This window comes from uncultured Anaerobiospirillum sp. (genome assembly GCF_902485895.1).
Taxonomy (GTDB): domain Bacteria; phylum Pseudomonadota; class Gammaproteobacteria; order Enterobacterales; family Succinivibrionaceae; genus Anaerobiospirillum; species Anaerobiospirillum succiniciproducens.
On sequence record NZ_CABTML010000040.1, the window covers coordinates 15,463 to 30,078 of the forward strand.

5 protein-coding genes and 1 tRNA gene are annotated in these 14,616 nt (G+C 42.3%); 1 reads left to right on the plus strand and 5 read right to left on the minus strand.

Annotation, left to right across the window (positions count from 1 at the left end):
• Nucleotides 1-330: 330 nt before the first annotated feature.
• The 5 genes from RDO37_RS03320 to RDO37_RS03340 all read right to left on the minus strand — a co-directional run bounded on the left by RDO37_RS03320 (nucleotide 331) and on the right by RDO37_RS03340 (nucleotide 13,720).
• Nucleotides 331-5,610, minus strand: coding sequence for a type ISP restriction/modification enzyme (locus RDO37_RS03320; RefSeq protein ID WP_308498100.1), 5,280 nt, complete (start codon nucleotides 5,608-5,610; stop codon nucleotides 331-333).
• Nucleotides 5,611-9,310: 3,700 nt separating this feature from the next.
• Nucleotides 9,311-9,577, minus strand: a complete 267-nt coding sequence (locus tag RDO37_RS03325) for a hypothetical protein (RefSeq protein ID WP_308498101.1) — start codon at nucleotides 9,575-9,577, stop codon at nucleotides 9,311-9,313.
• Between the two features lie 200 nt (nucleotides 9,578-9,777).
• Nucleotides 9,778-11,697: an AAA family ATPase gene (locus RDO37_RS03330; protein ID WP_308498102.1), complete on the minus strand. Its 1,920-nt coding sequence runs from the start codon at nucleotides 11,695-11,697 to the stop codon at nucleotides 9,778-9,780.
• Nucleotides 11,698-11,913: 216 nt separating this feature from the next.
• Nucleotides 11,914-12,261, minus strand: a complete 348-nt coding sequence (locus tag RDO37_RS03335) for a hypothetical protein (protein ID WP_308498103.1) — start codon at nucleotides 12,259-12,261, stop codon at nucleotides 11,914-11,916.
• Nucleotides 12,239-13,720, minus strand: coding sequence for an AAA family ATPase (locus tag RDO37_RS03340; RefSeq protein ID WP_308498104.1), 1,482 nt, complete (start codon nucleotides 13,718-13,720; stop codon nucleotides 12,239-12,241). Before RDO37_RS03340 ends, RDO37_RS03335 begins: the two co-directional genes overlap by 23 nt.
• A gap of 514 nt (nucleotides 13,721-14,234) precedes the next feature.
• Here RDO37_RS03340 and RDO37_RS03345 point away from each other — a divergent pair.
• Nucleotides 14,235-14,322, plus strand: a tRNA-Ser gene (locus RDO37_RS03345).
• Nucleotides 14,323-14,616: the final 294 nt, after the last annotated feature.

Consider the following 14,616-nt stretch of genomic DNA (forward strand, 5'->3'; position numbering starts at 1 on the left):
ATTGATACGTGTTTATGTTGCTTTACAGTAAGATATGAACAGTTACTGCCATCCATTTAGTAAGGTCTACCGATGCCAAAGAAAAGCACCATAACTCAGTCTGTTAAGGACAAGCTCGTCCAACGTAGCCTCCTTGGGAAAGGCCTTGGCAGAAATCGGTTGCTCATTCTCAAAGACTTCTCTTTAGGCTCAATCATCAAGCAATCACATTGACCTAAATCGCTCCGCGTAACTAATAGACCTTATAGCCAAAAGGCAGCTCTGATAGCTGCCTTTTAAATGCACCATACCCAATTCAGTATGGTATAGCCTTAGCTCATATCACTACGACTACTTATCGAGTGGATGGATCTTGAGCTTTGGTAAAGAGTTGACGATCTTCACTGTCTCAAGGCTTACTGTTATCACGCGTAAGATTAAGTTAAAGATGTACTTCTCATCTCCAGCTTCCGCAGCGTAATCGTTGTAGTCATTAACGATACCAGTCTCTTTATCCTGCTTTACGCAGCAACGCTCTACAACCCAATCCAAAGCTGACTTGAGGTTCACTATATAGTCTTGAGCCTCAAGAGGGATGTTATTGATGCTCAGAGTTTCATTGTATACGATGCAGCTCTTGTCCTTGGCTGCATTACCAGTCTTGCCTTTAATCTTACCGTAAGCAAGTTTCTCTACACGGTAGTGAACATTATCAGCCTTTTCGATAGTGCAGCCATCATATGGCTCAACACTCTCGTAATTTACGTGCAGGTCGGCTAGATATCTGCCAACCTCTTCAAAAGCCTTAAACTCAAGGTAAGTCTCAACTCGTGGGATGCGAGGCAGCTCCTTGACTAGATTGTTTGAGTAGGTTTCTCGATACTCCTTTGAGTGCAGTAAACCATAGATGTAGAAGAAGACCGCATCAGCATCAATTGACTCACCGTCAGCGCCATAGGCAGCTCTAAAGTGCTCAATAGCATCAGGTGTAATGGCGTCCTCACGAACATATCCGTGCTCATCAATATCTAAGCCATTACTCTTATCCAAGTCATCGGCCTTTCGATAAACATAACGAGGCACTACTTGAGTTCCTGACTCTAGAAAATGGTAATCACAAATACAATTAGCCATTAAGCAGGAGAATCCTTTTGCAGCTAAACCGCTAATGCCTATAACTAAATTCTCTGCTTCCATGTAAGGGAATAGTTTAGGCATCTGTCCACATCTAGCGACCCATTCACTATCATTGTACAAGAACTGTTTAATAAATGGTCTGTATGCCGATGGTACGATTGCATTTCTATTCATTAAAGAAGATTTTTTTCCACTTTTGAAATGTCTTTCTTTTGTGCTATCCCACTTAATCATTGTTGAGTCATAGTCAAACTCAAACTTTTCCCCCAAACGAATTGCCTCATCAATCTGAGAGTTATAGAAAGATATACATCGAGTAAAATTTTTTGCAATGGTATCTATGCTGGCATTATATGACCACACGTCTCTGCTAGTATTGACGCCCAAAGAATAATTTATAAATAGAGCTAGCCCTTGTTTATTCTTTCCATCAACAGAAATAAACTTTTCAAAGTCATTTCGGCGTTGATTTAGCCAGTCACCATGCTCATCTGGCTTAATTTCGGTAAATGAAGCGCCTGATATGCTATGCATTTGCTCAAGCTGAGCAAGCTTTTGCTCACGACTCAAATAGTCGTCCACGCATCCAAATCTAATCACACCATGCTCTGATGAGGACGGGTTCTTAACTAAGACAGTGATGGCAATTGGAGTTCTTGTACCAACTCCGAAGACATTGTCCTTCTCTTTTCGACGCTGCTCACCTGAAGTTCTTGCATTACCTTTAAGATGGTAGACATAGATGGAGTTAAACTCCTCAGCAAAGCACTTACGCATGCCGTTTGATGATGTAGATTCTATCCATCCAGCATTGGATACAAAAGCAACTACGCCACTCTCGCCTATCTTGTCTGAGGCCCATCTAAAAGATCTTATATATGAGTCATAAAGCTTGGACTTAAGATTAACTCCTAAGGCTTTAGATACGTAAGTCTCTTCGATTCTTGCATCTAAATCTGGATATGAATCATTCTGATTATCCTCATTCTGACTGCTCTGACCAACCGAGTATGGTGGATTACCAATGATGACGCGCAATGGCAGCTTATCCACCTTCTGACGTAATGAGGCATTACGCTGGATGTTTGAGGACATCAGCGGCAGCACATCAGCATCATGAGTTGCAAAGGTATCTGTGAGTACGGTGACGTTATTAGCCTCGTACTCTTCATCGCTGTTTGGCTTGAGCACATCATATACAGACTCTATGTTGATAGAGGCAACGTAGTATGACAGTGGTACAAGCTCAAATGCATGCAGCTCATTGCGGTACTTATATGGCAATGATGCACGAGGGATGATGGTCTCATCTAACATCATGCGGGTTATGAAAGTACCAGTGCCAGTGAATGGATCAAGAATATGCACACCCTGATCGCCTAAGCTGGTATTAAACTCCTTTTTGAGGATGTCATTAACAGAGTGGTTAATGAAATCCACCACCTCAATTGGAGTATAGACAATACCAAGCTTTTCTTGCTGCTTAGGGAATGCTACCTTGAAGAAGCGATCAAAAAGATCAACGATCACGGCCTGACGATCAGCTAATGACTTAACATTCTTCATACGATAGCCCACGCTTTCGTAGAAGTTTTTCAAGTCATTAGTAGCGACCTGCATACCAAAGCGCTGCAGAGTCTCCAGCATCTGAGTAAGTGAAGATGCAATCGCATTCTTCTCAGTAAATGGATGCTCTTTGAACAGCTCATCAAGAACTGGCTTAATCACAATATGCTGAGCCAGCATATCGATAAACTCGTCATCACTTAAGGTTGCAGTCTCATCATCTGCTATGCCATCTTTAGTAAGGTGACCATTGATAGCTGCAGACATCTGATTTTTGAAGTCATCAAAGCATTTCTTGGCCTCAGGATGTTCAGTATCCTCAAGTACGCGCTTAATGTTCTTTGCCTGATTGGAGCAGATTAAAGCAACGTCCTTAGCCCAGTCTTCCCAAGTTCTGATATTGCCGAGCTTCTTAATGATTGCTGTCTTAATAGCCTCTTCAACTCTGATAACGCCATAATCAAGATCAGCCAAGAGACCCTTCGAATTTGTTGGCTCATCCTTGCTTGGATTTACCGGATCCACAGCTATCTTTTTACCTCCAGATGAGCTCGATGAGTTCTTAGAGATTTTGCTGTTAACTACGCTTATTACCTCAATACGGTCGTCAATCTTCATTAAACGACCATCAACAAGCTCATGGCTTGGATTGATAGATCTAAGCGCGTTAAGTACCTGCCAAACAACCTTGAACTCCTCGGAGCGATCTAAGGTCTTCTCTGGGTTCTCAACATCTTCTGCCACAATAGGAATGATCACATAGCCACGCTTCTTGCCTGGGGCAATACGCATGACACGGCCAACGGTCTGCACCACATCGACTTGACTCTTACGCGGCGCAAGGAAGATTACTGAGTCTAATGAAGGCACATCCACACCTTCACTTAAACAGCGCACGTTGAAGAGAATCTTACACTCATCATCTTGAGGCTCTTCACGTAACCAACTGAGCAAGTTGGCTTTCTCCAGTGCGTTCATGGAGCCATCAATATGCTTCGTTGAGCACTTGAGATTATGCGAGCTAGTGAAGCAATACTCGTTGTAAGCATTGTCGTTAGCTAGAGCTGCAGCTTGATCCTCAGTAAGGTTCTTAAACTTAGCAGAGCGTGACTCAACATCCTCACGATACTCATCAATAACGTCTTGGAAATACTGTGCAAAGTCCTTTGAGGAAGTTTTCTTACGCTTGCTGTCATGATTAATCTGCTGAGCAAAACCTACAGCACGACGCATGTGGCCTAGGTCATCAGCAAGCTCATCGCGAATACCATACTTATTGAGAGCCTTCCATGCTCCAACCGCACGTGAGGCATGGTTATCAGAGAACTTGTCTGCGTCTTCTGCAGAGCGGAATGTATTGGCATCACCCACTAAGATGATAACTTTGTAGTCAACAAGACAGCCCATCTTTACTGCCTTTTCAAAGTTCATAGTGTGGAATACAGGGCCAAAGACATTCACATCGTCCATGGAGTAGAGAACGGCTTCTTTGTTGTTCTCTTGCTCTCGGGCTGCTGTACCATAGACCTTTGGAGTGGCTGTCATGTAAAGACGTTTCTTGCCTTTAACGTACTCATTGTTGTGGATACGCGTAAAGGCGGCCTCTTCATCATCAATAACCTTGATAGAGGCTGTTCTCTTAGCCTTTGTTTTCTTTGCAGCTGATGCACTAGAGTCATCTTTACCGCTATCACTTGTACCATCTGCTGCAGCAGTAGATGCATCAACATCGCTAACAGCTGAACCAGCAAAGATAGGGGATGCTTCATCTGCCTTGGCTGGACGTGCCAAGTTAGATGCCTGATTAATCAGATAGGCACCTGCAGTACGATGGGCCTCATCACAGATAATGAGGTCAAACTCAGGCATTGGGTTAGCCACAAAGCTACCCTTAGCCTCTTCGCCATTTTGCGCAACAGCAATAACATCGATTGACTGATAAGTACTAAAGACAACAGTCATACCGCCATCGGAGCTCTGTTTGCTCTTGGCTAGCGCATCGTTAACCTTCTTGGCTAGGGTTTCAGCATCAGTTGTGGCTGGATAGGCAAGCTCACTTGCAGTTAAGAGCTCATCACTCTTGCCAATCTTAGAGTCTGAACATACAGCAAAGGCAGTTATTGGATGAATAGCTTGCTGCTTCCAGTCAGATAAAGTCTGGCTGAGGAGAGATAGGGAAGGTACTAAGAAAAGCACAAGACCATGCTGTCCTACTTGAGCCTCAGCAGTACGTAAAGACGTGAACGTCTTACCAGTACCGCAAGCCATGATAAGCTTGCCTCTCTCATTAGTCTTAAAGCCCTCAATTACGTTATTTAGGGCCTCTTTTTGATAGTCTCTTAAAGTACGCTTGATAACCTCAACTTTACCCTGAGTCTTTAGATAGCTAGACCAGTCGATAGATGAGTTAGCCAGCTTCTCACGTGTAATGATGGTTACTGGAGTCTTAAGATCTTTAAGCTCTTTTTCAACGTTAGGGCCCCATTTTTGGTTAGTGGCAATAATGAAGCGCTTGGAATAGTGCGTTTTATCCGAGGCCGAAAGAAAAGAGTCGATATCATGCTTGGATACAACTCTATCTGCAGCATAAAACTTACACTGAATAGCAGTATAAGTTTGCTCTTTAGCGTCGTCACCCATAACATCTGTTGCAACTAGGTCAATACCAATATCTTTAGCATTAGCCTCAAGATCTTTATGCTCTTTGGCCCAGTCAGAGTACATCTGAACCTTAGTGAACTGATCCTTGTAAGTTGGCTCATTAGTGAGGAAGTCTAATGAGAGCCTTTCAAAGTCGGTACCCTTGTCTCGTTGGGAGAAGTTGCTCTGTTCAATTGCTTTTAACAAGTCATTGAAAGCAGAGGCATTATCCACAACCTTAAACACACCACTACTGTTTCTTTGAGACTCTTGGATCTGTTCAGACATTACAAGCTCCATCCAATAACCAAAAATGATTGAGTAGGGTAATTATACTAGGATAAAGCCAGTGCAGACGGTACTTTGCAAGAAAATACCAGCCTCAACTCAGCCAACGAACCCAGTCTTTATCTTGCTCAATACTATGACCAAAGACACTTACAAAAGAAAACTAACCAATAGCTAGACGAATAAAGATCTTAGAGGTCATAACATCTGCTCTAAACTAGCGCAACGTCCTCTTAAGCCAAGATTAAAGCCTCAGAAATAAAAGACGAAGATAGAAGTAGCTTACAAACGAAGCCCCATGAAATAAGGCATAAAGCCTCTAAACAAGCACGACGCCCTCATAAACCCATATAACAGACGCTTAGAAGGATAGGGGATAAGCCTCTTAACCAGAACAAAGTCTGTAGAACCCCATATCAAATAACCACACAGGCCGACTTGCGCTAAATTTTTCAGTAGTATGATAATTGGCACTTCATAAAACATATCCATTATCATTACTTCGTACCAATCAATACATCCTCAACACTACTGGACAGCCTTAGAAGATAGGGTATAAAACCGCAAAAGCCACATGCCAGCCCATCAAATCCCATCATAAAAGCCTCTAAACGCAAGTGGCATACATTCAAGAAGCTTTCGCTGCTAGCAAACGGACAGCACCACATACCGCACTTATCACCACACTCTGCCATTAAGCAGCAAACAGTCTCATTCGACGTAGTATTAGCCTGATAATATGTACCCTTTAAACCAACACGCCTCATAACCAAAATTCCGGCACCCATAACTCTCATAACCACGCATTACTCTTCACAAGTCTTCCGTGGCATACTATGACTTAATCGCAAATCCGCTCAAAATAATTTTCTTAACATATCGTTACTATTATTCACGTTACTATCATAGTGTTTATGTTTTATCTTTAGAGATCCGCATAGACAGATTCTGACCAAAAAAGTATGGCAAACTCTCACGCTTTTATACCTCCAAATAACGCCACTTTGCACGTTACCACTCACCAGCATCTTCGCTGCAAGCAGAAGATAGGGCACGACCCAAAATTTTCTGTTCCACTCCTAACATCATAATTCTGCAATACTTTCACAACTTCCAAAAAATCCAAGCATAGCCACTCACCGCGCCAACATCTTCAACCAATCGCCTTGTCTAACCTCATCTCCAGACGCCCACCCCAAAACCACAGCTCAAAACATATCACCATTTCTATTTCACGCTTTCTGTAATACGTTATGTTTTATGCTATAGACAGCACACACAAACGCAAAATAGGGCTTAAACAATAATCATTCCTGACTCCATTAACCACCCAATTTCACATACTAATATACCCACACAATAACCCTCCTTTATGCCCTAAACTCCTCTTATTCAAGCCTCTTAACCAGCCTCTCTGACCACCTAACTCATGACCTTCCAGCGCCACTTTTGAACACCCCAATCCATCTCTATAAAAGTAGGGCATGACGCACCTGACTATCAGACCTCCAGCTCTCAAAAGCCCTCATTCCTGCCAAAGCATTATCTGCAAATTCCATCCATATACTACCGCTTTTAAAACTTAAAACCTTAGGACAAGCTCTCGCCATTCACTATCCAATCTATCCACCTTTCAAGCCTCCAAACAGCAGCCAACCGATACCCCGTTCAGAGGCTCTGAGCCAGTGCCATAGACAGCGACAGAGTAGGGGATAGTGCCTATCAACTTATCTGCTGAAGCCTCAACTTGCTGCAGCAAGCTGTATCAGTTTTATGTAATAGATTTTGCTTTTGAGTCACAAGCTTAACAGGGAGTACAGCAGTCATATGTCCGCCCCTTCAGAGGATCTTTGCCGTGCCAGACAGTTCAATCAGGATTAGCTTCTGAAGCAGAGATTGGGCTCTAGAGGCAGCGATACGAGCGAGGTATGGCGAGGTGCTTGGTAGCTTAAGCTGCGTAAGTTAATTTGTGGTTAATGGGCCGAATTGGCAGCTGCAACAACTTGGCAGCTGCTTCCAAAATTTGGCTGCTGCTTTGGGCAGATTAGATCATGATTGGTGGTTTGTGATCGAGTTGGATGGATGGGTTTGGCGTGATGATGATCATGTTTTTGGTAAAAGTATTTTTTGGGGATTTTGGATTAAATTATTGATATTTTTGCGGTTTTGTGGCATGTAGAGTTATTGTGTTGGTGTTTATTGAGTGGCGGATTGATGATCGCATAATTGTAGTTATGTTAAATATAATGGAAAAGCAAGGTTAAGGAGACCAAAGAGGTGCATGAAGGGGTCTAAGGGGCTATTCTGGGGTTCTTCTATATAAAATTATGCGAAGTTTCATGACACGCTCATAAGAAGAGTCTATAGCTATATATGAGCTACTTATATATGCTGCGAAAGCCTTGGAGGAGCTGTATAGAGTGGTAGAGCGTGAGCTGCCAAGGAGCGCTATATAGTGGACGAAAGGCAGCTAGAAGGACTTTAGAGAGGGGCGGAGCAACAGTTAAGTAGTATCAGGATAATGTAATGGTATTAATGGAGTGGATGAAGTTAATGGAGGTGAGATTTGGCTGCAATGAGCGCCATGCCTCATGGGCTTAAAGGACATAGTGAAGCTCTCGCTCAAAGGGCAGTTAGAGTACTGTTGAGAGTGGTGCGATGGCTTCTGTAATGGGGAGCTGATGACCAGTTTTATAGCGTAGTTTGGCTTAAGTTGTGCCTTATATATTTATGTAGATTTGTTAGTTTAATAGCATCAGGCATGATTGATATATGTGTTAGTGTTTGAGGTGTAACGCCCTATTCTGCTCTCGTGGTGGTCCTACTTTTGGCTGCATTTGTGAGGGTGTTTTGTGGGCAGTTGCAGCCTTCGATGCCCCTATCTTTGGCTGCGTTTTCGGGTGGTGTATTGAGGGTATTAAGAGCGGTTGTGCCAAGGGTAAATGGCAGGTTTTGCCCTACTCTGCTGGCCCTATTTTTATATTGCGTTATGCGTGAATGCCCTACTTTTTGTCTATAAAGGCACTATGCCGCTGTAAAAAGTAAAATGGCTTAGATATGGGATTTTGTGATTAAAGTGCTTATGGAGCGATTTGAGAGATGTAGAGCTATGGTTATAGGCCTATTTTGCGAAAAGCGTCTTTAATAGTATTAAAGATACTTAGTTTGATTATAACGATATCTTAGATGCGTTATGTTTTATAGTGCAAATTAGTGCAGATAGAGTCATATACGTTTTAAGCGATATCAGATTATTGTAATGCTTATGAATTTTGGAAGATGGTCTGTGAGGGTAAATTTTTGCGAGTGTCATCCCTGGGGTCTATTACGTCTTGCTACCTGCCCCTGGGCTTGTTTTGAGGGGATGTGAGGGATTTTGGGTGGAAAATGAGCACTAAATGGCTTATATATGGGGTTTTATGAGGGTAAATGAAGAGATTTTGCTATGAGTGGTATAAGTGGAGGATTTATGGTGCAGATTTGCTTATAACTGCTCTCTATTTATAAAACATATTATTATGATTGTCTCGCTATATAAAAAGATAATATGTTTTATAAATGTGTACTGAAGTTTTAGAGGTGTAGCTGGCAACCTTTTGTACTTAGTGCCCTATCGCCTGCTCTACACTTACTGAGTATAAGTCATAGTTGGTGTAGAGCATTTAGGGCAAGTTGTTATGGCTATGGCTAGTGCAAGTGGCTACATGCTGCACATGTCATCTTGCTTATCAGAGCGATAGACTTGCTGATAGCTGCCATCTGAGCATCCGGCATCGATAGCCGCTACGAGAGCGTGCTGTGGGCTTATATGCACGCTGTAGTGATGTGGAGCTGTTGCTGCAGGAGTGGTGTCTGAGTCGGTTGCTTTTAGCGGTGCTGATGCGCTCTTAAGCTGCGTGAGAGCATCTTCACTATGAGCATCCTTATAGTCAATGCGATTGACTAGGCACTGATACGCCAAGAGCATGTGGCTTGGTAAATGCCTTAGTTGTTTTTGAACTATATCCTACTGTGTCGTACTTGTCTCTGCTCAACTAAATCAGAAGTTTCATGCTCCATCCTAAAATGAACTTAGCTCGTTTTAGGATGGAGTAGTTAACGTGGGCTTAAGCAAATATGTTGGGATGCTTTCATGCGCATTGAGATGTTGATGCGCCTACTCTTTGCTTAGCTAGAGCTTTTATTGACAGCACCGTCGTGTTCTAGCCTATCTGAAACATACACAGTTTTAGAGCCGCCATCAGCATTAATAGCTTTGATAGCTGCTACTTGTCTAAGTTCGTTACTGAATACAACACAGTAGCGATATGGATTAGGATTTTCACTGCTAATACCATATCTTTTGTCGATAACCTGTCTGGTGCCTTCTTCAAGTTTTGTAAATACGTTTTCACCTTTGCGAGCAAGCTTAAACTCAATTACAGTATCCTCAAGCAGAGGGTTTTGGTCAGGCTTGTATATAACTAGGTCTGCTCGACCTAATAGATAGTTAACCTCTTGTGCAAGAGGAATTTTTGATTTGAGTAGCGCTTCAGAGATGATGTAAGTTACAAAATTTTCTCTGCTACCAGGACCAAACAACTCTGATGGTGAAGTATTCAGCATGTCATCAAATAATTTAGCTAAAGAATAACCGCCCTCATGGAGAGCAGCGTATATCTCATCGCGGCTATCAGAAGGCATAGAAAGCTTTGTTGACAAGCCATATGGATAATGGCTATTAATTAGTTTTGGATTAGTCAAAAGGCTTTTTAGAGCTGATGCTACTTCATGATTTGCAAGTCCAAGCAGTACTTCATTATCCTCTATTGCTTTAATTGCTAAATATCCTGATTGGAATAGGATTGCTACGGAGTCATAATTGTCAAGTTTATCAATCTGGTCTATGTTTAGGATTAATAAATCAGCGCTGACACGCAAAAGACGATTGTTATGGTTATTTTGTTCGTCATAATCAACACTAAGTTCCAGTACAGGAAGCCAGGCGCTCATGTAATCAAGAACTTTAGGATCAATGTCATTAACCGATGATTTGTCTTTTCTACATAGATCAGCCATAAATTGAGTAATTACAGCCGACGAGGAAAGCTTTAGTAGCTTTAAAAAGAATGTTGACTGTGCACCAGTAACAATCCAGTAATTAAGAAAACCATCTTCTGGATTTCGTAAAAACAACGAAACACTAACAGGATTAAAGATTTTATTGCAGCTAATTGCAGACTTTTGAGTAATGCAGAAAAGATAGCCATCATAAAAGTATCTTAGTTTACTCATCAACTCATCGTGGCTAAGTTTTAGCGTTTGTTGCGCATTCTCAAGCTCAGGTGCAAGGTAATGCTCTAGCTCCTCCTGAGTGTAGCCACAGCAAGTAGCTAAGTTCTTATCAAGTGAGATATTAATAAACTGATTAGCACCAGAGAAGATGGAAGTCTGCGCGTATGAGCTGACACCAGTAACGAATACAAAACGAAAATCAATATCTTTAATGCTTGCAAAAAGACGGCGGTAAACTCTCTTTATCGCATCAAATACCACCTTGTTGTCTAAATTTTCTGTAAGAGGAGTATCATACTCGTCAATAAGTAGTACCGCTCTTTCAGTGCACAATGGTCGATCTCCATCCTGAAGCTCAGGGTGGTCTGCTATAAAGCTCTTATCCGATAGCTTCGTTAAACACTGCAGCACCAACTGCTCAAAACATTGGTGTATAGGATCTTCTTGATGAATCTCTACACCAAAATAATTGGCGTAGACTTTCAGTCTACGAAAGAAGTTATATGTAAAAGCCTCAACTGAACTACTATCTAACTTACTAAAAGATAAGTTAAACACGAAATAGCGATTAGGATCTGGCCAATGCTCGTGGCAGTAGAGACCTTCTGTACCTACCGTGCCTTTTGAGAACAGATACTCTAAGGTCGACACCATAGTGCTCTTGCCCATGCGACGGGGTCTTGCGAGCAAAAATGCGCCTTCATCATTAGCTAGCTCACATGCAAATTTTGTCTTATCGACATAAATCTTATTACCACTAATCAGTTGCTCAAAAGAAGCAAATAAGCCATTAGTAATGAGTCTGCGTTCCATAGGCACCCTCTACACATACGACCAGCCTGAAAGAAAACGTCATTTGATATTATAACGCTTTAGCTGAGCATAGCCTCAGAAAAGCCTTTTAAATAATGTATTAATACGAAGTATCTTAAGTGAGAAGCGAATTGTCAGGGGTACTTAATGGGCGTAGCGTGCTATTCTGACTCGCTTTCATGTGAGTTATAAGATGATGATGCGGCTACTCTTTGCTTAGCTGGAGCTTGTATTGACTGCTATGTCATCTAGCTTATCTGAGCGATAGACTATCTTATAGCTGCCATCTGCGCATTTGGCCTCGATAGCCACTACGAGCTTGTTCTGTGGGCTTATGAGCACGCAGTAGTGATGTGGAGCTGTTGCTGCAGGTGTCGTCTCTGAGTCGGTTGCTGGTAGCTGTTCTGTTGCGCTCTTAAGCTGCGATAGAGCATCTTCACTATCGGAAAGCTTAAACTCAAGGATAATATCCTCGACTAGCTTAGTATTATCGGCATTTATGGGGCGATAGAAGATGATCTTGCCCTGTTCTACTTCAAGATTAGCAGCGCGTCCCCCTTTCAATTGCTTGGAAATTTAACAGCCAGTAGATAAAGAACGCAATTAGCTTGTGCCCGTTATCTATTGTGATTACGCCCTCAGGGAGGGTATTTAGTAGCAGCTGCAAGTATATGCCAAAATCAGCAATGCCCTGGTGTTGATGATGTTCAAAAGCATCTTTATAAAGTTCATTTAAATGGCTAAGCAAGGCAGGAAGATTATAGTTAGAACTATGTGTATAGTTACGCACGTCCGTAATTACTGATGCTAGTGACCTGATAGCGTCGTAATTGGCAAGGCCTAGGTATATTTTGTCACTGTTGACGTGCTGAATAGCTAAATAGCCAGCCTGGTACAAGGTAGCTAAAGCATTATCAGCATTGAATAGCTCATCTGTATATAAGTCGACCTTTAATGACTCGGCATATGTGCAGATCATGTGCTCTTGGCTCTTAGGTAGAGCATATGAGCTCAGCTCAAATAAGCACAATGGTGTCCATGCGTCTAGGCATTCGGTCACCTTAGGGTCATTTTGATCTAGCGCGTCAAATACATGAGGATGGAGCTTAGCTACTACCTGTTCTCTGACCTTCTGTGAGCCAAGCTTGATAAGCTGTAACAAGAATCTTGAACCGCCACCTGTTTGCCCCCAGTAATTATCAAAACTACGGGTTGGCTTTATTAAAAAGCGTGAAATGCTGACCGTATTAAAGAGGCGCTGACTATCAAGGTTAGAGCTATCTTGGCCATTGAACAGGTAACCACTATAGTAATGACTAAGCTTAGTCATTAGCTCATCACGGCCTAGCATTAGCTGTTGCTGCGCATGATCAAGCTCTGGAGCAAAGTAGCGCTCAAGTTCTTCTTGTGTGTAGCCACAGCAAGTAGCAAAGTCCTCATCAAGTGAGATGTCTATAAACTGATTAGCTCCAGAAAAGATAGAGCTTTGAGCATAGGAGCTGACGCCGGTAATAAAGACATTGCGAAAGTACGAAAGAGGCTTGATTGAAGAGAAAAACTCTATGAACTCAAATCTTATTTTGTCAAAAAGTTCTGGCTTATCTTGGCTTCTAGTCAAAGGAGCATCATACTCATCGATCAATAGCACGACCTTTTGAGAAGATAATGGGAGATCTCCATTCTTTAGCTCAGGATGTTGGGATAAAAAGGCCTCATCTTTGAGCTTCTCTAGGCATAATTTGACTAAAATCTCGAAACGACGAGCTACACGTATATTTGTTGGGATTTCAACACCAAAGTAATAAGCATACAAATCGATATCTTGTCCAAATTTTTTCTGAAACTGCTCTTCTGAAGATACTACAAAGTTACTCCAGTCAAAGCGAAAGACAAAATAGCGCTCAGTCAGTGGCCAATGCTCATGGCAGTAAAGACCTTCTGTACCTACAGTGCCTTTTGAGAACAAGTACTCTAAGGTCGATACCATGGTGCTCTTGCCCATGCGACGAGGTCTTGTGAGCAAAATGGCGGCTTCATCTTAAGCTAACTCACATGCAAATTTGGTCTTATCGACGTAAATCTTATTACTACTAATCAGTTCCTCAAAAGAGGTAAAATAACCGTTAGTAATGGCTCTGCGTTCCATAGGCCCCCTCTGCACATACAACCAAGCTGAAAGATAAGTTCTTTCGATATGATAACGCTATAGCCGAGCATTGCCGCAGAAAAGCCTTTCAAATCATGGCTTAATATGAAGTACCTTAGGCAACAAGCGATTGCAGAGGTACTTAATGAGCGTAGCATGCCATTCTGACTCGCTTTTAACGCATTAGACACGTTGATGCGCCTACTGCTTGCTTGGTAAGCGTTGGTTGTGTCTCTGCAGTGTGTTTTAGCTTTCTAATGCATGCCTGTCGTGGCTTCTGTCGTCCTTTTGCTTAAGTTTGCATGGCCTTGCAACCCTATTTTCACTTTATTTTGAAAAATGCCTTGCACTGCTGTGAAATTTACGTATAATGAGCCCCGTTCCAAAACACGGTGAGATGTCCGAGTGGCTGAAGGAGCACGCCTGGAAAGCGTGTATACGGTCATCCCGTATCGGGGGTTCGAATCCCCCGCCCGCCGCCGCTACGAAAGCAGCATTAAGCTGCTTTTTTCGTTTATGGCCTTCCTATTTTTCAACCGGCTTTAAGGCGTCCCCTGTTTTCCCCAGCAACTCAATGGCCTAGTTGTTCATTGCTCATCCTCTTTTGAGCAATTTGTATCTGGATCCATTTTTTTGTGTTGATTAGTACAGCTTGTCGTAAGGAAAATTCTATAGTTATTCTTATTGTTTATGCTGCCCAGCTCTTTTAGGCTGGTCACGCCATGTGATGCGTATCTGCAGCTATTGGGCATATCCAATGTTGTGAGGCTCGC